The 19,124-nt window shown below is 57.8% G+C and carries 24 protein-coding genes; 11 read left to right on the top strand and 13 right to left on the bottom strand.

What is annotated here, in order from left to right:
• The first annotated feature begins 1 nt into the window (after position 1).
• The 4 genes from ACY9XZ_RS19895 (at position 2) to ACY9XZ_RS19880 (ending at position 2,923) form a co-directional block, all read left to right on the top strand.
• On the top strand, positions 2 to 688 hold the full coding sequence (locus ACY9XZ_RS19895; protein WP_173230987.1) for a potassium channel family protein: 687 nt from the start codon (positions 2 to 4) through the stop codon (positions 686 to 688).
• A gap of 60 nt (positions 689 to 748) precedes the next feature.
• Positions 749 to 2,299, top strand: a complete 1,551-nt coding sequence (locus ACY9XZ_RS19890; RefSeq protein WP_144906807.1) for a TrkH family potassium uptake protein — start codon at positions 749 to 751, stop codon at positions 2,297 to 2,299.
• A complete protein-coding gene (locus ACY9XZ_RS19885) occupies positions 2,296 to 2,499 on the top strand; it encodes a hypothetical protein (RefSeq protein WP_463458724.1) in 204 nt (67 codons plus the stop codon). Before ACY9XZ_RS19890 ends, ACY9XZ_RS19885 begins: the two co-directional genes overlap by 4 nt.
• A 205-nt stretch (positions 2,500 to 2,704) precedes the next feature.
• Complete coding sequence (locus ACY9XZ_RS19880; RefSeq protein WP_463458723.1) at positions 2,705 to 2,923, top strand: hypothetical protein; 219 nt, start codon at positions 2,705 to 2,707, stop codon at positions 2,921 to 2,923.
• A gap of 210 nt (positions 2,924 to 3,133) precedes the next feature.
• Here ACY9XZ_RS19880 and ACY9XZ_RS19875 read toward each other — a convergent pair whose 3' ends face one another.
• From ACY9XZ_RS19875 to ACY9XZ_RS19855, 5 genes are all read right to left on the bottom strand, one after another.
• A complete protein-coding gene (locus ACY9XZ_RS19875) occupies positions 3,134 to 4,180 on the bottom strand; it encodes a DHH family phosphoesterase (protein WP_463458722.1) in 1,047 nt (348 codons plus the stop codon).
• 168 nt (positions 4,181 to 4,348) lie between these two features.
• Complete coding sequence (locus tag ACY9XZ_RS19870) at positions 4,349 to 4,636, bottom strand: amphi-Trp domain-containing protein (RefSeq protein WP_463458721.1); 288 nt, start codon at positions 4,634 to 4,636, stop codon at positions 4,349 to 4,351.
• A 65-nt stretch (positions 4,637 to 4,701) separates the two neighbouring features.
• Positions 4,702 to 5,097: a DUF7567 family protein gene (locus tag ACY9XZ_RS19865; protein ID WP_463458720.1), complete on the bottom strand. Its 396-nt coding sequence runs from the start codon at positions 5,095 to 5,097 to the stop codon at positions 4,702 to 4,704.
• Between the two features lie 68 nt (positions 5,098 to 5,165).
• The gene (locus tag ACY9XZ_RS19860; RefSeq protein ID WP_463458719.1) at positions 5,166 to 5,909 is read right to left on the bottom strand and encodes an Lrp/AsnC family transcriptional regulator; all 744 of its coding nucleotides are present in this window, start codon (positions 5,907 to 5,909) and stop codon (positions 5,166 to 5,168) included.
• A gap of 128 nt (positions 5,910 to 6,037) precedes the next feature.
• The gene (locus ACY9XZ_RS19855; RefSeq protein WP_463458718.1) at positions 6,038 to 6,472 is read right to left on the bottom strand and encodes a hypothetical protein; all 435 of its coding nucleotides are present in this window, start codon (positions 6,470 to 6,472) and stop codon (positions 6,038 to 6,040) included.
• 218 nt (positions 6,473 to 6,690) lie between these two features.
• Between ACY9XZ_RS19855 and ACY9XZ_RS19850 the strand changes: the two genes are divergently transcribed.
• The 7 genes from ACY9XZ_RS19850 (at position 6,691) to ACY9XZ_RS19820 (ending at position 13,498) form a co-directional block, all read left to right on the top strand.
• Positions 6,691 to 7,050, top strand: coding sequence for a hypothetical protein (locus ACY9XZ_RS19850; protein WP_463458717.1), 360 nt, complete (start codon positions 6,691 to 6,693; stop codon positions 7,048 to 7,050).
• The gene (locus tag ACY9XZ_RS19845; RefSeq protein WP_463458787.1) at positions 7,043 to 7,483 is read left to right on the top strand and encodes a universal stress protein; all 441 of its coding nucleotides are present in this window, start codon (positions 7,043 to 7,045) and stop codon (positions 7,481 to 7,483) included. Before ACY9XZ_RS19850 ends, ACY9XZ_RS19845 begins: the two co-directional genes overlap by 8 nt.
• Positions 7,484 to 7,540: 57 nt before the next feature.
• A complete protein-coding gene (locus ACY9XZ_RS19840; protein WP_463458716.1) occupies positions 7,541 to 8,230 on the top strand; it encodes a potassium channel family protein in 690 nt (229 codons plus the stop codon).
• Positions 8,231 to 8,251: 21 nt separating this feature from the next.
• Positions 8,252 to 9,877, top strand: a complete 1,626-nt coding sequence (locus ACY9XZ_RS19835; protein WP_463458715.1) for a TrkH family potassium uptake protein — start codon at positions 8,252 to 8,254, stop codon at positions 9,875 to 9,877.
• A 121-nt stretch (positions 9,878 to 9,998) separates the two neighbouring features.
• The gene (locus ACY9XZ_RS19830; protein ID WP_463458714.1) at positions 9,999 to 10,664 is read left to right on the top strand and encodes a potassium channel family protein; all 666 of its coding nucleotides are present in this window, start codon (positions 9,999 to 10,001) and stop codon (positions 10,662 to 10,664) included.
• A gap of 2 nt (positions 10,665 to 10,666) precedes the next feature.
• Positions 10,667 to 11,806: a universal stress protein gene (locus tag ACY9XZ_RS19825; protein ID WP_463458713.1), complete on the top strand. Its 1,140-nt coding sequence runs from the start codon at positions 10,667 to 10,669 to the stop codon at positions 11,804 to 11,806.
• A 138-nt stretch (positions 11,807 to 11,944) separates the two neighbouring features.
• Positions 11,945 to 13,498, top strand: coding sequence for a TrkH family potassium uptake protein (locus tag ACY9XZ_RS19820; protein ID WP_463458712.1), 1,554 nt, complete (start codon positions 11,945 to 11,947; stop codon positions 13,496 to 13,498).
• A gap of 463 nt (positions 13,499 to 13,961) precedes the next feature.
• On the opposite strand, the gene ACY9XZ_RS19815 is transcribed toward ACY9XZ_RS19820, so the two are convergent.
• From ACY9XZ_RS19815 to ACY9XZ_RS19780, 8 genes are all read right to left on the bottom strand, one after another.
• A complete protein-coding gene (locus tag ACY9XZ_RS19815; RefSeq protein WP_463458711.1) occupies positions 13,962 to 14,327 on the bottom strand; it encodes a DUF7568 family protein in 366 nt (121 codons plus the stop codon).
• Between the two features lie 3 nt (positions 14,328 to 14,330).
• Positions 14,331 to 14,822, bottom strand: coding sequence for a hypothetical protein (locus ACY9XZ_RS19810; RefSeq protein ID WP_463458710.1), 492 nt, complete (start codon positions 14,820 to 14,822; stop codon positions 14,331 to 14,333).
• A 104-nt stretch (positions 14,823 to 14,926) separates the two neighbouring features.
• Positions 14,927 to 15,343: a hypothetical protein gene (locus tag ACY9XZ_RS19805; RefSeq protein WP_463458709.1), complete on the bottom strand. Its 417-nt coding sequence runs from the start codon at positions 15,341 to 15,343 to the stop codon at positions 14,927 to 14,929.
• A gap of 73 nt (positions 15,344 to 15,416) precedes the next feature.
• Positions 15,417 to 16,079, bottom strand: coding sequence for a DUF6735 family protein (locus tag ACY9XZ_RS19800; protein ID WP_463458708.1), 663 nt, complete (start codon positions 16,077 to 16,079; stop codon positions 15,417 to 15,419).
• 67 nt (positions 16,080 to 16,146) lie between these two features.
• Positions 16,147 to 16,527: a hypothetical protein gene (locus ACY9XZ_RS19795; RefSeq protein WP_463458707.1), complete on the bottom strand. Its 381-nt coding sequence runs from the start codon at positions 16,525 to 16,527 to the stop codon at positions 16,147 to 16,149.
• Between the two features lie 91 nt (positions 16,528 to 16,618).
• Entirely contained in the window at positions 16,619 to 16,807 is a 189-nt protein-coding gene (locus ACY9XZ_RS19790; protein ID WP_463458786.1) for a hypothetical protein, read from the bottom strand.
• A gap of 138 nt (positions 16,808 to 16,945) precedes the next feature.
• Positions 16,946 to 17,827: a biosurfactant protein 1 gene (locus ACY9XZ_RS19785; protein ID WP_463458785.1), complete on the bottom strand. Its 882-nt coding sequence runs from the start codon at positions 17,825 to 17,827 to the stop codon at positions 16,946 to 16,948.
• Positions 17,828 to 17,973: 146 nt separating this feature from the next.
• Positions 17,974 to 18,837, bottom strand: a complete 864-nt coding sequence (locus ACY9XZ_RS19780; RefSeq protein ID WP_463458706.1) for a DUF7504 family protein — start codon at positions 18,835 to 18,837, stop codon at positions 17,974 to 17,976.
• Positions 18,838 to 19,124: the final 287 nt, after the last annotated feature.

The raw sequence follows: 19,124 nt of genomic DNA, 5'->3' as shown, positions 1-19,124 counted from the left end.
TATGTACCTCATCATCATCGGCGCCGGCGACATCGGCACGCCACTCATCGATATTGCGACCAAGTCCGGGAATGAGGTCGTCGTCATCGAACGCGACGAAACCCGAGCGAATCGAGCGGCCGACGAGTTCGACTGTCTGGTGCTGAACGCCGATGCGACGTCGAAGGACACGTTAGACGATGCAGGGGCAGCCCAAGCTGATGCGCTCATCTCGACGACCGACCAGGACGCGACGAACGTGATGACCTGCCTGCTCGCGAAAGAGTTCGAGGTGCCCGCTATCCTCTCGGTCGTCCACAATCCCGAGCACATGGGGCTGTTCGAGCAGATCGGCGTGAACACGATGCAGAATCCCCAGCAACTCATCGCCGAGTACCTGTACCGCGCCGTGGCACGGCCGGCGATTGTCGACTATATGCGGATCGGGGACGATGCTGAAGTGTTCGAGATCACGGTCACTGACGAGGCACCAATCGCGGGGAAGACACTCAAGGAGGCTGCCCAATCGGGGCTGCTCACCGACGAGATGCTCGTCGTGGCGATCGAACGGGACGAAAACGACCACCCGATAACCCCGCGCGGTGAGACGACGATTCAGGCGGGCGATCTGCTAACTGTCTACTCCGGCGTCGGTGCGGACCCGGAGATTACGGACATCTTTGGCCACTATGAAGACCGGGAGGAGTGAGGTGTCCATGATTTCGTCCTGGCACCGCGCGAGCCAGCTACCAGTCATCACAGGGAACGTATGAACGGGGCTGTCGCGACCGTTGGGCGGGACCTCGGACGCATCCTGGAAGCGCTCGGTGGGTTGATGCTCATCTCGCTCGTCGTGCCGATCGTCTGGGGCGAGTACTTCGCGCTCCCGGCGCTACTGGTCTCCGCCCTCGTTCCGCTCGGCATCGGGTGGGTGCTCTACCGACGATTCGAGGGGGCGGAAGCTCCCGGTCGGTTCCACGGGATGATCGTTGCCGCGTCGGGGTGGTTCTCGGTGGGCATCTTCGGCTCGCTGCCGTTCCTCCTGATTGCGTGGAGCGTCCAGCTCGGCGTGCCTGGATTCTCGACGCCGGCGCAGACGGCGACGCTCGCGGCGTTCACCGAGCCGTTGAACGCCATTTTCGAGAGTATGAGCGGCTTCACCGGGACGGGTCTCACGATGACCGACAACGAGGAGGTGCTGCCGAGGACGCTGCAGTGGTGGCGGACGTTCTCCGAATGGGTTGGCGGCGTCGGCGTGATTGTCCTGACGACGGCGATTCTTTCACGCCCCGGGAGTGGCTCGTTGACGCTCTACGAGAGTGAGGCTCGCTCGAAGAAGATCCACCCGAGCATCGTCTCGACAGTGCGGACGATCTGGTGGATCTTCATCCTGTTCACGTTCGGGTCGATTCTCGCCCTGTGGCTGGCAGGGATGCCAATCTGGGGGGCGATCAACCACGGGATGACGGGGCTCGCGACAGGCGGGTTCTCGATTACGGACAACTCGATTGCGACCTACGACAGCGTCGCAATTGACTTCGTATTGATTCCGATCATGCTACTCGGGAGCATCGCGTTCCCGGTCCATTACCTCATCCTCCAGGGCGACCTCCGGAACTTCTACTCGGATCTCCAGACGCGCTGGGTGTTCGGCTATATGGGCATCGGGTCGGCGTTACTGTGGGCGTTCCTCTACTTCGCCGGTCCCTACGAGACGCCGTTTGCGGCCCTCCGGTATGGGCTGTTCCAGTTCGTCTCGGCGGCGACCTGTACGGGCTTCCAGACGGCCGTCGACGCGACCAACGTCGCGCTCGGCCGGTGGCCGTCGTACGCCCAGCTTACGGTCACCTTCGGAATGTTCGTCGGCGGGGCAGCGGGATCGACGGCGGGCGGTATCAAGCTCATTCGGGGCCTGACGCTCGTGAAGGGGATTCGCCACCAGATTGCGGACGTGTTCTACCCCGAGAGTGCAGTGCGTCGGCTGGAAATCAACAATCGGCGACTCAACGAGGAAGAGGCGAGTCGCGAATTTATGGAGGCCGCGATCATCGTCGTCCTCTGGAGTACGTTCCTCGTTTTGGGGACGTTCCTCCTGTTACTCACACTGCCGTCGGGGGAGTATTCGCTCGCGAACGTCCTCTTCGAGGTCGCCAGCGCCCAGGGGAACGTGGGCCTTTCGTCGGGGATTACCGGTCCTGACTCGCTGCCCACGATCGGGAAAATCGCGTTCCTCTTCCACATGTGGATCGGCCGGCTGGAGATCATCCCGGTCCTCGTGATGCTCCGAACGATCTTCAAGCGCGGAGGGGTCTACCGATGAAATCGCGTGACATCCCCTTTGTGTCTGCCGTGTTGGAGGCAGGGGCCGACGACCGGGTTTTCGACTCACTCCTGCTCACCGGGCCGCTCGTCATCGGGCTGATCGTCGTTCTCGGGCGGTCGCTCGTCACCGAGGCAGTCGCGATAGCCTATATCGCCGCATTCGTCGGGTACACGCTGTATCGAGGCGTTCGAACATAATCTCCAGTATGGGATGTCAACCGAGATTCCACCGAAATCGAGGCGCGCTCGATTAGCGGGGTTCCTCGAGCGATGGTTCCGCTGGGGTGCCATCTGGGGAACTCGGGGGATGCTCATTAGCGCGGTCCCTTTCTTAGGGTACATCGTAATTGGCGGTGTTCTAACCCACGTTGAGAGTCGATGGGCACCGGCACATTTCCTCTCGATGACGGCCGATCCCGGATTCGTGCTGACAGGTACACTCGTCTGCCTGTTCATCGTTCAGGGCACGGCGTCGTTCATGCTGTACAATTGGCTCACGGGGTTCGAAGACGAACGGTCGCAGTTTGTCCTCTTGGTGAGCTCTATCGGGCTTGGGTTCGGTGGGGCCGCCCTACGAGTGTTTCTCCCGTCTTGTTTTGCGTTCCTGTCGAGCTGGCTCTGAATCGAGTAGGGAATATTTTCCCAAAAGCCGATTTCCTCTCGACTCTGTGTGCTTTCGAATTCAAACCGCGCTTCCTCGGTATATCGTATTCGGCATCAAGAGTCACACTCATAATATCCACTCCCGACAGGGGAGTCTCGACCAGCGGTGCCCATCGATGGCATCCACGAGCTAGAGACGAACATCGTGGCAAGAGTGACGCTGTCCGCACTACTCGTCTTCGCCATCCGCGGTACCCCGTGTCTCCGTCTCCGCCGTAAGATTGAGTTCGGCAACGAGACGGGCAGTCATGACCTGTTCGACGATTCCGACCAACTGAGCATCGTCAGTGGTATAGTCCGCGAAAATACCGAGCGGCACTTCGCCACCGGCCATCTCGCGGTGACCGCCGGCGCTGCCGACATCGGAAAATGCCTTGTCGAGCACGTCACCGATGTGGATCCGAGAATCGGTCGACCGGGCGGACAGTTGAATGCCGTCCTCGACGATGCCAAACACGATAGCCGTCTCGACACCCTCCAAGGTCGCGAGGTAGTCGGCCGCTTGGGGTAACGCGTCACGCTCGCTGGACCGGCCGATCCCCGAGATGAGGACCGAGCCACGCACGGTCCGATTCGTGATCGCCTCCGCGATTGCATCAACGGTCGCGCCGGTGACCGACGGGTTCGAGAGCGTCCGGAGTAACGCACCGTCCGCGTGTTCGTGGAGCCAGCCAGCAGCGTCGTACTCGTCGCGTGTCACGCCACGGAGGAACCCGAGCGTCTCGCGACGGATTGCAAACAGGAGGGCCGTCCCGAGGGCGGCGTCCATCTCGATAGCTAATTCTCGCACGTACTCCGTCAGAATCGTCGCCGTTGCGCCGACCTGCTCACGGTGATCGATGAACTGCGCCTTGATGTTCTCGCTCGGATGGTGGTCGATCACGATATCGACCGGGGTCGCTTCCGGGACCCGATTGTTCGCCCCCGGAACCGCATGATCGACGAACGCAAGCAGTGACCCCTCGGGGCGGTCTTGGACGGCTGCGGGCTCGAAGGGTTTCAGGTCGATGTCGAGGAGATTTACGAACGCCCGGTTCTGCTGATGGGAGATATCACCACTGTACAGAATGTGGTGTTCGTCAATGCCGGCAGCCATCGCGATCCGGCCAAGTGCGAACGCACTTGCGAGACAGTCCGGATCGGGATTGTTGTGACAGACGATGGAAAGTTCCTCGCCGTCAGCGAGGAGTTCCTTGAGTTCCTGTGCAGGAGGCATGTATCACTATTGTGAGAGCCCATACAAGCATCTGATGTGCCAAATCAGTTTCTGTCTGGAAATGATTGGTCTCGGCGGATAGTACGCACTAAAGGTAGGTCCGATCAGCACTTGTCCAGGTTATCACCATCCCGATCGGTCGTACCGGTTAGGTTAGTCCCCCTGTGTTTATTCGATCTCGAGACTTTCTGAGCTGCCCTCAGCACCCTCACCATTCTCGTCCCATTCGAGTTCGAATTCGATACTCAACTCTCCAGAGCCATCCACTGGGCCTTCCCGTTCGGCCTTGACCTCGAACGTGGGTCGTGCAGGCGGATCCATCGTGACAGACTCAGACCCTGCCTTCAGCGTGATGGCGTCTCCCTGTTCAAGTTTGTCAGCGACGCTCCGGAGGTACGACGCGATTTCATCCCGGCTCTGGGCACTTTCGGACTTGAATAATACTTCTTCGGGCATACACTATGCTCTACACCGCCGACTCTGATAAGTGGCCGTCTCAATCTGCCGGAGGGAATCCTTCGCTACGCCAGGTGCGACACCTCGTCTGGCTCCTCGATGTCGTCGAACTCGCCGCGCTCGACAGGCTCCCAGTCTTCACCCGGCTCCGGACTCCACCAGTCGACCTCGTAGGCACCCGGTGCGCCGAGGATTTTCACCCGTGCCGAGCCGTTAGGCAGGTCACGACGCAGTTTTTCGTCGACGTGAAGGTTCCAGGTGGAGTCGGTGTCGAAGCACGCGAGCACAGCCTCCTCGTAGCCTCGGTTTTCTCGGGACTCTCGGAGGACGACTTGTGTGTTGCAGTTCTTGCAGAACACTCCCTCGAACGGAATGTGGCTGAAAACCTCGTGTCCGCAAACAGGACACCAGAGGAATTCGAACAGTGCCTCGCTGTGTCGATCGAGAACTTCGAGGCTCATGGTTGATTGACCCGGTTTGCCCGGGTCATTCTCTATTCCCTCCGAAAGAAACCCCACATCTTCCAGGGCTATTCGGTTCCAAACGCTTCTAAGGAATCCTTTTTGAGAGGTGATTTTGAAAATAGGGAGACAACATCCCCGGTTTGAATCACAGTTTCCCCCTTGGGTGTGAGTACATCTCCCCCGCGTTCAATCCCTACCACGAGCATTTCGTCGGCCAGCAGACCTTCGTTGACAGCTTGTTCGATCGTCATATTAGCGATCTGTGCACCTTCCGAGACGGTGAACTCGACAACTTCCGCGTCACCGGCGAGACTCATAAAGTCAGTCAGTGAAGGCCCCTTCGGTACGTTATCCGGTCCGAATGGGTTGTACGGTGTATGATACTCGCCCTCAATTACACTCTCATCCTCGATTTCCATGCCAAGGTCGGCTAATTCACCCGCAATTTGGTTGATGTCGTCGGTGTCTGCACCAACGACTGTGATCATGAGATTTTCAGACCCGGCCATTAACTCCCGTACCGTGATTACCCCGGAAACCTCCCGAGCCGACTGGGCCAGCTGGGGACGGTCTGGGATAGGGGCTGTACAAATAAACTGATAGGTGACATAGCCCTCAATCGATTTGTAGTCGATGTCCGCAAGATATCCTTGTAGAATACCTTGCTTTTCGAGCTGATCAATCCGATTTCGAATCGTTGCCGATGTCACTCCCGTTTCCTCTGCGATATCTGATGTAGACGTGTTCCGAGCGTCCAGTGCAAAGTAGTAGAGGATGCGTTTGTCGATCTCGTCGACGCGATGGGCCATACCGAAACTAGGGTCAGCGGTAATAAAGCGTCTTCCCTGCCGTTCTATCGAATCCTACTAGCTACGAATGTAGCTTGGACGGTTTAACCTCGTGGTCAAAGCAAGTCACACGCTTCCACAATTACACCTCACAATAGCTGCGATACTGTCGCTAAAACCGTCATATGGGTGATTCGAATCAGCCCTGCTCCAAAGCCAAAGCCAATGAACGAAGACAAAATCGAGACCTCGTTGTGGACTCGTCCCTCTCCGTTGGTGAGAAATGCAATACCAATCAATGAACCTGTTCCACAACAGACAATGATTCCAATACTGAACGCAAGCCACGCAAAATAAACGTCCTCCGAAATGGCTAGGAACTCATATGAAGGTGTCCAAAATCCCAGTGAGATCGCTAAATAGCCGCCGAAAAGATACACCACGAATAGACCACCAACAGGAAGAAACAGTGGAATAGACCATCGTGCAGTAGTCACGAATACGTTTTCAATGGATTCTGCGATTCGTGCACGAAGTGATTTCGGAGGGATCTCGGGGCCATCGGATTCTGAGGGGGAGCTCATCTATTGTTCACTTGTGTTCGGTCTGTTGAGTTGAATTCGCCAGGCAAAAATATACTGGTGGAAAAATGGCCTCTGGCGAAATTGAAGGGCAATACTTATGACAGTGCGAAAACTCGGGATGGTGTAGACTGAGCCAACAATAACATCTCGTCGTTCAAGGACCGGTTTGGTGGACATCGGGTCCGACCGGCCGGCTGAGATAAGACCAAAAATTACGTATGACCTCATCTGACCCTAACCCTCCGGAAGATGTCCCTGACGAACTAATTGCTGCACTCAGAAGCAGTAATAATTCCCAACTCAGGGAGATCATCAATTACGCACAGCAACTACTCCACGAACATCCTCCGATTACGGATGCAATCGAATCCCGCCACGGAGAAGAACTCGTCCGCGTAGAGGATCACGGTGGGTACACCATCGCAATCGTAGAGCGCCCGGATGAAACAGGTGAAGCACGGGGGCCATTCGCGTATAGGGTCAAATGGGAGCCCAATATCGACGATGAGGGGGGCCGGTACAAGTGGCATTATCTTGGGAGAGTCTACGGTGATGGCCGAGGTGGTCGAAATGACTGAAGCGTTCTTCCACCGCGTCGTCGTCCCGGTTGCTAACCGCGATGACGCCGCATCTACGGCGGCTACACTCAGTCAGTACCTTACTGCGGACTCTACGGTGATTGCCGTTCACGTCATTGAGAAGGCTGGAGGAGCACCCGATAAAGCATCCGTCGAACAACGCGAACAGCGTGCAGAAGAGATCTTCTCCATCATTACAGACGGATTCGATGACACTGATGTTACTCTCGAAACAGACCTCCGCTACGGAACCGATATCGCGTCCTCTATCGTCGGTACAGCGCACGACAGGGAGGCAAGTGCAATCGTCTTCACTCCTCGTGGAGGGAGCCGCTGGCGCAAACTGTTGACGGGCGACGTCACGCATAACCTCGTTCAGAGTAGTGACATCCCGATTCTGGTTCTACCAGACCGAGAGGAGTACGAAGAGTAGACCCGATCGGATTCTCGGCACACGGAAATTAACAAACTAATAACAATAAACTGATACATGTACATCATAATCGTTGGAGCAGGCGACATTGGCACGCCGCTGATCGACATCGCGACTCGCTCCGGAAACGAAGTGGTCGTTATTGAGCGAAACACACAGAAAGCCGACTCAATCGCGAGTGAGTACGACTGTCTGGTTCTCAACGCGGATGCGACGGTAAAAGAGACGTTGGACGATGCCGGTGCTGAACGAGCTGACGCCATCATTTCGACGACCGACCAGGACGCGACGAACGTAATGGTCTGTCTGCTTGCAAAAGAGTTCGAAATTCCGGCGATTACGTCAGTCGTTCATAATGCAGAGCATATGAACCTTTTCCGGCAGATCGGCGTCAATACGATTGAAAATCCGCAACAACTCATCGCCGGATACCTCTACCGGGCAGTCGCCAGACCAGCGATTGTCGATTATATGCGAATCGGGGATGAAGCAGAAGTATTTGAGATCACGGTCACAGAAGACGCACCGATCGCCGGAAAGACACTCACGGAAGCTGGGGAAGCAAACCTTCTGCCAGACGACGTTTTGATCGTTGCCATCGAGCGGGAGACTAAGGACAAGCCGTTGACTCCGCGGGGGAACACCCAGATCGAGGCAAACGATTTGTTGACGGTATATTCCGCGACAGGAGCAGAGCCAGAGCTCACGGATATCTTCGGACATTACGAAGACCGGACCGACCGATAGAACACCGAACGAGAACCCATCATGTCAGAATCATCCGCCGGTCGGCTTGGCGCCGTGACTGCCTCGAAGACAGTTGTGAGAGACATCGGAGCGCTCCAGGTACTCATCGGCGGGCTGATGTTAGTACCACTGCTCGTCTCGCTACTCTATCAGGAGTGGCACAGTGCACTGTCATTCCTGATTGCTGCGGGGGTTACAGCACTTGCAGGCGGGACCGCGTACAGACTGTGTAACGATGCGCCCGAACCGAAACGCCATCACGCGATGATCGTCGCTGCACTCGGATGGTTCGTCACGGCAGCATTTGGCGCCCTTCCGTTCATCATCGCGGCGTACATTACGCCACCTGCTGTACTCGAGTCGTTCGTGCCGGCGGGAGCGAGCTACCAATCGAGCCTTCTCAATTTCCAGAACCCGTTACACGCGTTCTTCGAGAGTATGAGCGGGTACACAACCACCGGCCTGACGATGAGTGTTCACGAACCGTCGGTTGGGCACGGGTTCCTCTGGTACCGCTCCCAAATGCAGTGGGTCGGCGGGGCGGGGATGATCGTCCTTTCGCTGGCGATCCTCCGACAGCCGCACGGAACCGCAGGGATCTCGTTGTACCAGTCGGAAGCGCGAAATGAGAAGTTACGACCGAGTATCGTTGGGACTGCGCGTGCGATTTGGAAGATATACGTCGGAATCACTGCATTGGTCGCGGTCTATCTCGCAGCGGCGACGTTCCTCGTCCAACCGAACTACGGCATCGAGCAGACGATCTTCGATGCGGTCAATCACGCGATGACTGGACAGTCGACCGGCGGGTTCAGCACCCTCGACAATTCGATCGCCGGTTACGGCTCCTACGCTATGGAACTCGTCCACATCCCAGCGATGATCACCGGGGCGATCTCGATACCGGTCTACTACGGGGTACTTTCCGAGCGGAATATTCGGGAATTCACGCGGGACCCGCAGGTCAGAGTCCTCTTCGGTATGTTCGTCGTTGGTGTAATCGGCCTTACGGCGTTCCTCGCCCGATGGGTCGGTGTTCCGTATAGCGGTGACCCGGTAGGGTATGTCGGGCAGGTGGCGACGAGCCAGGCATTCCGCGATGGTCTGTTCCAGTTCATCAGCGCCCAGACGACCACCGGCTGGCAAACGTCTGCAATCGGGGACTGGAATAACGGCGCAGTCATGTTCATCGTCCTCGGCGCGATGTTGCTTGGTGGGTCTGCTGGTGCGACCGTCGGCGGGATCAAGATCCTCCGTGGCTACATTATCGCTCGCGGGATTGGCTGGGAAGTCTCGCGCGTCTTCCTTCCGGGACACGCCGTCGACGATCTCCGGATCGGACAGCAGACGTTCAAGACCGACGAGGCGAACGACGAGATTCGCGCCGCAGCGACCTTCGCGTTCACGTATCTCATCCTGCTGGGCATCTCGCTGTTCGTGCTCTTGGCGGTATTACCATCTGAGTTCACACTCGCGGACGCGATCTTCGAGGTAGCAACAGCACAGGGGACTGTCGGTCTCTCTGCCGGCATCACTGGACCGCAAATGCCGGTCATCGCGGAGGCACTGTTCATCTTCCAGATGTGGATGGGGCGACTGGAGATAATTCCCGTCTTGGTGCTCATTAACAGCGTCATCAGGAGGTGATCAGTATGCACGATTTCAACGCCTTCAGTGCGCCCGTGCTCAATGTTCCTGGGCCACCATACCGTTCGAACCCGGCCGATAGCATCGTCTCCTAACCAGCGAACATCCCACACAAATCCCAATGTACATCATCGTCGTCGGCGCCGGCCGCACCGGAAGCAAAGTCATCGAACTCGCAACCAAGGACGATAACGAAGTGGTCGTCATCGAACGCGATCAGGAACTCGCCGAGGAGGTGAGTGCCACCTACGACTGCATGGTCATCAACGCGGATGCAGCGTCGAAGGAGATCATGCTCGAAGCTGGCGTACAGGAAGCTGACGCACTCATCTCCACGACGGAGAACGATTCGGTGAACCTCATGATCTCGATGCTTGGCAAGCAGTACGGCGTCGAGACGCTCGTGAGTTCGATCAATGATCCCGAACACATGGAACTGTTCGGCGATCTCGGTGTGAATATTGTCGAAAGCCCCCACGAACTCAACGGACAGCACCTCTATCGTGCCGTTCAACGCCCCGCTATCCGGGACTTCATGGAGATCGGTGGTGGTGGCGAAATCTTCGAGCTAACGGTAGAGGAGGGGGCGCCAATCGCCGGACTCAGTCTCATCGACGCCGACTCGGAAGGATTGCTTCCCCAAGAGACGATTATCGTGGCAATCGTCCGTGATGACGACCTGCACATCCCGCGAGGAGAGTCGGATATCCAGGCAGGGGATACTGTGACAATCTTCGCCAAGAATGGAGCCAGCGACAACATTACCGATGCATTCACTGGACCGTAACTATGTCCAACACTAATAACAAGGCTACTGTTCCGATTACGGTTCAGGAGCTGTCTTCAGAGACCGACGCGGATTCGTACGGATACGATGGGGAGGTCATCCATCATCCGGATTACTCCGTGGTCGTCCCAGTCGTTAGTGATCTGTTCGACAGCAATACTGGAATCAACGCTCGTCGATTCCTTCAAACAGCGATAGCTCTGGCAGATGACAATGACGGACGAGTGGTATTGCTGGGAATCGCAACCGTGGATGATGAGGCCGCTCTCGAGCAGATACGAAAGGACTCGCAATCTGATGACGAAAGAGGCGGAGAGGAGCAGCTGATGCCTGAAGTCGTCACTGAGCGACAATCGCAGCTGGCGCAGGTAGTGAACGTTGCAGAGGGAATTAATCAAGACCTGCCGGTCCGAGCGGTGGTACGAGTCGTAACCAACACGACACAGGGGATTCTAAATGCTCTCGGTACTGGGAGCGAGACTGCTGTCCTTCTCCTCCGCGGAACCGGATTTGAAGAGGGATGGTTACTCGGGAACAGCACAATTGATGCAGTCGTTGATGAGGCCGAGTGTGATGTGTTCGTAGAGAACGTCGGCGTTCAAGAGGGATCACATGCGCTGTATGTCCCCGACGTCGAAGGGCATACTGTCGCTTCGCTTGCTGAATCTGAAGCAGAAACGATTGACTCGATCCTTCTGCCGGTCGGAGCAGGGCCACACTCGGCGCTCGCCGCTGAGGCAGCGCGGGCTGTCGCTCGTACATTTGATGCATCAGTAACAGTTCTGCACGTCATCGATCCGGACGCGTCCGGGAAAGAGCGTAGCGATGCGAAGGATCTGCTGACGTTCGCGGAGTACATTCTCGGACCCGAAGTGGAGTCTGAGACCGAACTAAGTGAAGCATCGGACCCAACTGATGTCATCATCGAGGAGGCCCAGAAACACGACTTCACATCGATTGGTTCTCCAGAACAGAAGTTCAGGCTTCGCGATTTAGTATTCAAGCCAGTACAAGAAACCCTTGTTGGGGAAAGAGATGTCACGGTATTGATGGGGCGTGATGCCGATCGGACAACGCGCTCGCTCTATTACCGATACACACGGGCGATGGAAAACTCAGATACAAACGAACGCACCGGATGATGCGCGACGATACAGGATGTCGAGGCCAAATTCGATTGCTATGAATGCTCTAATCTCACAAGCTCGCGCTGCGTTGGTACCGAATGAGGCAGTTGGTTTACAGACTGAGGCATCTGACAACATAACTATCGCGTGGCTATGCTGAGAGTAAATACGAACACAGTCGGCCGCGACGTCGGTCGGATAGTGCAGGCTGTCTCGCTGATGATGGTGGTATCGATCATCGTTGCGGCCATCAACCGTGAATTCTACACGATTCCAGCATTCGTCGCCTCTGCAATCATAACGGCAGGTATTGGCACAGGATTGGTCCGGCACTACCGGGACGCAGCACCCCCGGAGAAGCGTGAGGCGATGGTAACCGCGGCGACAGCGTGGGCTGTCGTCGGCGTCCTCGGTGGACTACCATTCTTACTCATTGCCTGGACGATCCAGATCGACCCGTTCCCGGTCTGGATGAATACACCCCCGATGAACGACACTACGGCTGCCTTCCTTCGGCCCTTGGACGGGGTGTTCGAGAGTGTGAGTGGCTTCACGGGGACAGGGCTCACGATGGCTACGACGGAACAGAACCTCCCCCGCTCGATCCACTGGTGGCGCTCGTTCATCGAATGGATCGGCGGCGTCGGCGTGATCGTCCTCACGGTCGCGATTCTGCGACGTGGCGGCGGCAGCAGCGGCTCTTACACCCTCTATGAGAGCGAGGCCCGGTCTGAGAAGATTCACCCGAGTATCGTGACGACTGTCCGGGAGATCTGGAAGATTTTCGTCGGTCTCACGTTGGGTTCAATTGCGTTGTTCCTGCTGGCCGGGATGCCGCCATGGGCGGCGATCAACCACGGCATGACTGGCATCGCGACCGGCGGGTTCGCCGTCAACGCCAATTCTATCGGAAACTACTCGCCGCTTGTTCAGTATGTGACAGTGCCGATCATGTATGCTGGCAGTATCGCGTTCCCTATCCACTACCTGATATTCAAGGGCGACATACGGAACTTCTACACCGACATACAGACGCGGTGGGTGCTTATTTGGTTCACGGCTGGCTCGCTCGCGCTGACGGGGATCCTGTGGGCGAACGGTCAGTACGATACGCTTGAACATACATTCAGGGCGAGTCTGTTCCAGTTCGTCTCTGCGGTCTCGAACACTGGATTCGGTACAGAATCGATCGGTGGTGGGACCGAACAGGTCTGGAGTGCCGGCGCGACACTGTTGCTGTGTCTTGGGATGCTTACTGGGGGCGCGGCTGGGTCGACAACCAGTGGGCTGAAAATCATTCGGATGGTCACCCTGATTAAGGGGACTGCGTGGCAGATCCGAGATGTCTTCCAACCCTCGAGTGCGATTCGGTATCTCGAAATCGGTGACCGAAAACTCGACGAGGAACAGGCACAGCGTGAGTACACCGAGGCGACGGTCGTCTTCCTCCTCTGGATTTCGTTCCTGATTATCGGCCTGGCTGTCCTGCTGCGGGTACTCTCGCCGGCGTACCCAGTCGAATACGTGCTATTCGACCTTATGAGCGCACAGAGCAACGTCGGACTGGATTCCGGGATTACGGGCCCGACAATGCCCAGTACGGCCAAAGCGATGTTGATAATCAATATGTGGGTGGGTCGTCTGGAGATCATCCCCATCGCGGTCCTGCTAGGTTCGATATTCCAACGATTTAATCTCTACCGGTAAGTAGAACCACAGTTCGAAGTGCCCACAACCGTATTTCGCTATGAAGGAGGCGCTTTTTACGATTTGGCATTGGCCAGCTGAAACGCGGTCTATTTTGGATTCAAAGATAGACTAAGCCGTATTTGCGTGTGCACACACCACTAACCACCCCGCTGCTGTATCAATAGGGGTATTCGATAGGTTACTGAATGGCCTTTTCGACCATCCACAAAATGATTGCGAGAGTGGCCCCAAGCACAAACGGGGATTCAGGAACCGGAAAAAACAGCAGCAGATAACTGAAAAGTAGTAGCACCAACAGCCACTGCTTGAGTACTGATGACCCCTGTTGGTAGGCCATCGGTTGCATACCTTACCTTAACTGTCACCTGATAAAGTGGTTATGATGGCCAAACAACCTGTATCGACGGATGCACAGTTCCGATGGTGAATAACCCGACACAAACTGTACCGTCTAGCCGGATTATCGTTCGTTGCCGTAGACGATCTTCGACTGAGCTTCGTACCCACAGTCGGGGCAGTCGTACCACCGCTGGACTTTCGCCCCGTCTGCTGCCTTCTCGCCGACGCGAACGTCGTTGTTCGGACACTCCGGGCAGTTGAGGTCCGGAGCCGGCCGCTCCCGGAGTTCGTCACGGAACGACGTCGCGTCCTTCGTCTCGTACCCCCGCGACCACACCGGATAGCCGTCGACGAGGATTGCCCCACGCCATTTGTACCGGTAGGAGTCCGGGGCTCGATGCAGGACGGCTCGCGCACCGGTCTCGGTGTTCCGATACGCAAGCGTCGGCGAGCGGCTCTCGCGTCGCCAGTTGGTGATGGGAGGCATTATTCAGAAGTGGACGTCAGCGGGTACGATCCAGAGCTCTTCACTCTCCTCGAGGAGTCGATCCAGTTGTCCACGGTGGCGAATGCCAGTTCCATGTTCGGTGTACAGGAAGATCGTCGGGCCGTCGTACGCACCGACCTGGTGGAAGGCGTGCCGGGTGAGGTCCTCGTCGCGCATGATCTCCTCGTCGGAGAGCTCGTCGATGGCCTCTTTCACCCGCTCGAGGTTGCGCTCGAACTCTTCCTTCGTCGCCTCCCAGCCACGCTCGAGCAGGTCTTCGCCGTCATCGGAGTCGACGGGGGCTGCCGTCGGCAACTCCCCCCATCGTGCCTTCCCCGCAACGGACGTGTCCTCCTCGTCGAAGGTCACATAGTAATCGAAGACGGCGCCGGCGTGTGGGTCCGCGCCGACCAGTCGGTCGAACACCGTCTTTCCGGTGGCCAGCGCGTCGTCGTGCGTCGATGCCTCTACCAGTGCGTAAATCACCATATGCATCTCGAACACCTCGAAACGCCGACGCACCGGGAATCGTTGCTCGCTCCAGCTGCGCCGGCACCCATCGCCGGCGCTCGAAAAACTCTCCTCGTGACGGCGGATTCTCAGGATTCGTCCGCTCGTTCGACAGTGATGGTCAGGTCGCCCGACGCGTAGTCTACCTCGAAGTCGACAGCGAACGCGTCCGCCTCGTAGGCGGCGTGGTAAGCACGGTGGCGTTCGAGCGAGCCTGTCGCCTTGAAGTGGAAGAACGCGGCCGCCGTGTAGGGCTTGCTCTGTGTTTCGACCTGCGACTCGACGGATGCGGGGAGCGCGATCTGGGGCGTCTCCGTGTCGATACTCGCAGCGAACTCCTTTGCTTCCTCGACTGTCGTTCGCGAATGTGCCGGTGTCTCGCCGGTCAGCACGTTCACCGGGGTTTCCGTCTCGTCGGTGAACAGGACGTCTTCGAAGGTGTGTGTTCCGAGGATCGCCTCGGGATCCAACTCGCAGTCGTGAAACGGGTCGTCCTCTGATGTCATCGAATCACGAGCCTACGGCGGGGCTCACCCATTCCGACCCTGAAAAACAGCAGCTGCCACGAAGCAGATCGAACTAGGAGTGGTTCAAGCTCGCCTTCTCGAAGGGTGATTCTCCGGTCGGAATGAGCAGCTCCTGTCTGTCTCCGACTCGCTCGGCCAGCTTCCGTTTCAGGTACTGTCTCGCCGTCGACGGCGTGAAGACGCCCTTGTCGAGCATATCGCCGACGACGTCTTTGAGGGCTGCGAACTGGCCCTGCACGTGGCCGTCGCCGACCGGCTCGCCGTCGTACCAGCGCACCGTCGCGAGCGCGCCGTTCCCGACCGTTTCTCCCTGTTCGACTGTCTCCGAGTCGTACTGGAGCCCGAACCACAGCGTCCGATAGGCGGTCACCTCGAACGTCGTCGACACCACGAAGAACGCCTCGTGGTGGAGGTAGTCGAGATGGTCAGCGACGATCTCGTCAAGGGTGAGCCCGGTGGCGCGGGGCTTCGGTTCGACGACCGTCGACGGTCGCTCCTCGTCAGCGAAGTAGCCGTCGACGGCTTCTGCCTCGAGGCCATCAGCAAGCTCTGCGAGGAGCTGTTTCGCCCACTTTGAGTCGGTGTCGTCGCCACCGAACGGCGACTCAGCCGAGATTCGGCGCTTGAGCTTCAGGTTCGCTGCGCCCCAATGGCTGTAGTGGAGCGTGTACTGTCCGTCTGTGCGTTCGTACGCAACGAGTGCGCGGTGTCCCATCGAGCAATCACCTCACAGGGCGACCGCGACTGGATCGCCCCGCACCCCTCCCGGGGGACGAACAACGCTACTCGTCGATCGGGTCGAGGGAACTGAGGTCCGCGTGGAGGACTTCGCCATCTCGAACGACGTACCGCTTGGCCAGGACTGGGAAGCGGCACTTGGTGAACCCCGCCGTCTGGATATCGAACTCTTCGTCGGCTTCGAGGTGGTTGGCGAGTTCTCGCAGGAATTCGTGGGTCACGATCCCGCCTTCGTAGTCCGGCAGGCCGTTCTCCCGCGCCTCGTACACCACGAAGTCGTCGTACCCCCAGATGGTGAGCTCTCCGTCTTCGGTCACCTCCCAGTCGAGCGTCCCAAAGCAGTAGCTCTCACAGAGCTCGCGAACTGCCTGCGGATCCGATACGATCGCGCCAGTCGACGTCGTCGCAGCTTGCAGTGTCGCCATGTCTGGACTTCACGAGGTCGCCCCCGCACCCCTGTCGGGGGCGATAAACCGACGCGAGAGTTGCCTCTCAAGGCATGGCCGGAGACGCCAGTTAGGAATCTGCGTGGGTGTCCATCCCGGCTCCGTCGCCCGGTCGCGTGAGAAGGCTCACCTCTTCCAGGAGGTCTCTCGCGGTCTCGACTCGCTCTCGATCCGCGTCGTCTAATCGGTCGACGTCGAGTCGGTTGAGATTGCTGAGTATACGATGCATCCGGTAGCCATGTTTGAACTCTTGCTCCATCGGAAGCGCCTCACCACTCGCCGGCGCGGAAAGACACCCCATCGAGACTGGCGTCGGGCTTGCAGGAGCTCGCTGCCTTAACCAACGACCCTCGACGCTACTCGCAGGGTGTTGGTTAATCGACGCCCAGCACTGGCGCTACTCGAGGCTGGGTCCGTAGCGAGCCGAGCCACACACCCGACACTCCCAGATCGGTTGCCCCGTCCACGCCGCATCCGGGACCGACTCGTGGGTCTTGAACCGATGGTCGGTCGCCCGTCCACAGGTTTGACAGTCGAGTTCCTGCGTCGTCGGTACCGACGACTCCTGCCGACCAGCCCCAGCTTCGCCAGCGGATTCGGTCAGCGCTATCGCTGGAACCAGCCACACCGCGTCGTCGGCGTCGTCAAGGACCGCGTCGAGACGCGACACGTCGCGGATGCCGTCCCCACGCTGGTCGTAGAGCCGCGTCGGGGCCTGCTCCTGACGCTCCGACGCTCCCTCCCCGTGCCACCCAGTCCGGTCACGGGCGGCACTGAGAAGCCGCTCTCCCTCCTCTGACGACACCTGTACCGCGTCAGGGAGTGAGGGCCATTCCTCGGCCAGCTGGCGTGCCGGCGCCTCGTCGAGATCGTAGAGGAGTGTGTAGTCGTCGACGGCCGGCTCCGCCTCGTTGGCGGAGAGGAGGTTCGCCGCGGCGCCGCCCTTCGCCACGGCGCCGTAGAACGTGGTCGACTCGACGACCAGGTGGACGATGCCGAGGCACATCGTCGACGCTGTCTCGTTCGTGCTAGTGGCGTCACTACCGAGATGGTTGGTGAGACAGAACCGGCACTTCGTCCGCCCGGCAGGAATCGACGCACCACAGGACCGACACTCCGTGTTTGTTTCAGTCGCGTCGCCTGGATACCCTTTCTCGGTTGTGGCAACGCGCTGCCGGTGGGCTTCACTGTCACCGCATTCGCTAAGTTTCTCATCCGGAATATGCAATGCTTCGCCGATCGGTCGGAGTTCTTCGAAGTCAGTGTAGTAGTCGTTCATCGATTGGCTCATGGATTCGTCCGTAATGGTACTTCAACCTGAGGGGGTGGCAATCCTCCTTGAACGGTGTTGTATTCAGGGATGACGCCTCCGCTGAAGGTAACTAGCCCCTCGCACGGCAATTGGAGACAGTCGGTGGTAGTCCTCTATTGCACGCACATCGACCACGTTCCGTCCTCGTCAATTTCGAGAACGGCATCGAATAACGGTCGGAGGGTCTCAACCGTCTTCTCGTCATACGCCTCGGGATCTAGATGGAAGTGCGCTATCGCTCCTGCCGACGAGAGACGCCTGGTAAGGAGATGGAGAAATCTGAACGCCCGATTGAGTTCTGTGGCTTCGAGAAGATCTGTGAGTGAATGGAAGCAGATAACGGGTTGCTCATCGGTACTTCCCCACTCCGAAAGCTGTTCACTAATTCGTATTCCGAGGGTTGTCAGATCCGATGGGTCGAGAACGGTGTCAACCTCTATCCGTTCAGGTGGAAGCGCATTCTTGAAAGGCCGAGAGGCAGATGAACGTGTGAAGTCTCCAACATTGATGAGTGAAATACGTGCGGGGGTCTCTTCCTCGAACTCCCATGCGTTGAGTCGGTTCGTGCCTTGAGACTCGTATGTTACCCCGAGCACGTTTGCTCGACTGGACGGGAGGGCGGACAACAAGTCGTTGCATCCTTCATCTTCGGGGTGACTGCTGCTTGGCGCGAGAAACAGCACGTTTGTCTCTTGATCAAGTTCTCTGGACCCAGCGTCCGATGCTCCTCGGATCGTTATCGTGCCTTCGTGAGTAACCTCCACTACACACTCTTCGTATTCGAACGACACCGAGAGATCTGTCTCCTCTGGTTGGTTGAACAGGGCGTCCAATGCGTCTACATCGATTACGTCTTGTAATGGCGTGAGCGCGGTCGGTTCAACACCTTTGAACCATGCCACTGCTCGAATCACTCCTGTACTCGGACTATCGCCGTAGTTGAAGGATGGGGGGTTGGTCTCGTTGTTTGGTCCCATTGATAGTAGCACCGTTGAGTACGATTCTCCCGCCGGGCCTGATCGGTGGACCGGAAACGTAATTTGGGGTAGTACATAGATTCCAATTCTCCCGGTCCAATAGGTCTTTTGACTTGTTTGCTTTTTCTGACCGGTCAGAGATTTCTATTCTATGAGTTTCCCCAGACCGGTCAGAATACCCTGTGGTAATGGGCGGTCTCATCAGCGATACCAAATTGGATGGCTCTGGTGAATCGCCGGACAGCACGGACTTCGTCCGTCAAATCTAGGAAGGTGAAGCGGGAAAC

The sequence above is a fragment of the Haloarcula sp. HT12 genome (assembly GCF_055271655.1).
The sequence above is the reverse complement of the archived record's forward strand: the minus strand, read 5'-3'. Positions and strand labels throughout refer to the sequence as shown.

Bases quoted from the DNA above. Each gene is read 5' to 3' on its own strand.
- ACY9XZ_RS19895 (WP_173230987.1), top strand. From the start codon at position 2: ATGTACCTCATCATCATCGGCGCCGGCGACATCGGCACGCCACTCATC.
- ACY9XZ_RS19890 (WP_144906807.1), top strand. From the start codon at position 749: ATGAACGGGGCTGTCGCGACCGTTGGGCGGGACCTCGGACGCATCCTG.
- ACY9XZ_RS19885 (WP_463458724.1), top strand. From the start codon at position 2,296: ATGAAATCGCGTGACATCCCCTTTGTGTCTGCCGTGTTGGAGGCAGGG.
- ACY9XZ_RS19880 (WP_463458723.1), top strand. From the start codon at position 2,705: ATGACGGCCGATCCCGGATTCGTGCTGACAGGTACACTCGTCTGCCTG.
- ACY9XZ_RS19875 (WP_463458722.1), bottom strand. From the start codon at position 4,180: ATGCCTCCTGCACAGGAACTCAAGGAACTCCTCGCTGACGGCGAGGAA.
- ACY9XZ_RS19870 (WP_463458721.1), bottom strand. From the start codon at position 4,636: ATGCCCGAAGAAGTATTATTCAAGTCCGAAAGTGCCCAGAGCCGGGAT.
- ACY9XZ_RS19865 (WP_463458720.1), bottom strand. From the start codon at position 5,097: ATGAGCCTCGAAGTTCTCGATCGACACAGCGAGGCACTGTTCGAATTC.
- ACY9XZ_RS19860 (WP_463458719.1), bottom strand. From the start codon at position 5,909: ATGGCCCATCGCGTCGACGAGATCGACAAACGCATCCTCTACTACTTT.
- ACY9XZ_RS19855 (WP_463458718.1), bottom strand. From the start codon at position 6,472: ATGAGCTCCCCCTCAGAATCCGATGGCCCCGAGATCCCTCCGAAATCA.
- ACY9XZ_RS19850 (WP_463458717.1), top strand. From the start codon at position 6,691: ATGACCTCATCTGACCCTAACCCTCCGGAAGATGTCCCTGACGAACTA.
- ACY9XZ_RS19845 (WP_463458787.1), top strand. From the start codon at position 7,043: ATGACTGAAGCGTTCTTCCACCGCGTCGTCGTCCCGGTTGCTAACCGC.
- ACY9XZ_RS19840 (WP_463458716.1), top strand. From the start codon at position 7,541: ATGTACATCATAATCGTTGGAGCAGGCGACATTGGCACGCCGCTGATC.
- ACY9XZ_RS19835 (WP_463458715.1), top strand. From the start codon at position 8,252: ATGTCAGAATCATCCGCCGGTCGGCTTGGCGCCGTGACTGCCTCGAAG.
- ACY9XZ_RS19830 (WP_463458714.1), top strand. From the start codon at position 9,999: ATGTACATCATCGTCGTCGGCGCCGGCCGCACCGGAAGCAAAGTCATC.
- ACY9XZ_RS19825 (WP_463458713.1), top strand. From the start codon at position 10,667: ATGTCCAACACTAATAACAAGGCTACTGTTCCGATTACGGTTCAGGAG.
- ACY9XZ_RS19820 (WP_463458712.1), top strand. From the start codon at position 11,945: ATGCTGAGAGTAAATACGAACACAGTCGGCCGCGACGTCGGTCGGATA.
- ACY9XZ_RS19815 (WP_463458711.1), bottom strand. From the start codon at position 14,327: ATGCCTCCCATCACCAACTGGCGACGCGAGAGCCGCTCGCCGACGCTT.
- ACY9XZ_RS19810 (WP_463458710.1), bottom strand. From the start codon at position 14,822: ATGCATATGGTGATTTACGCACTGGTAGAGGCATCGACGCACGACGAC.
- ACY9XZ_RS19805 (WP_463458709.1), bottom strand. From the start codon at position 15,343: ATGACATCAGAGGACGACCCGTTTCACGACTGCGAGTTGGATCCCGAG.
- ACY9XZ_RS19800 (WP_463458708.1), bottom strand. From the start codon at position 16,079: ATGGGACACCGCGCACTCGTTGCGTACGAACGCACAGACGGACAGTAC.
- ACY9XZ_RS19795 (WP_463458707.1), bottom strand. From the start codon at position 16,527: ATGGCGACACTGCAAGCTGCGACGACGTCGACTGGCGCGATCGTATCG.
- ACY9XZ_RS19790 (WP_463458786.1), bottom strand. From the start codon at position 16,807: ATGGAGCAAGAGTTCAAACATGGCTACCGGATGCATCGTATACTCAGC.
- ACY9XZ_RS19785 (WP_463458785.1), bottom strand. From the start codon at position 17,827: ATGAACGACTACTACACTGACTTCGAAGAACTCCGACCGATCGGCGAA.
- ACY9XZ_RS19780 (WP_463458706.1), bottom strand. From the start codon at position 18,837: ATGGGACCAAACAACGAGACCAACCCCCCATCCTTCAACTACGGCGAT.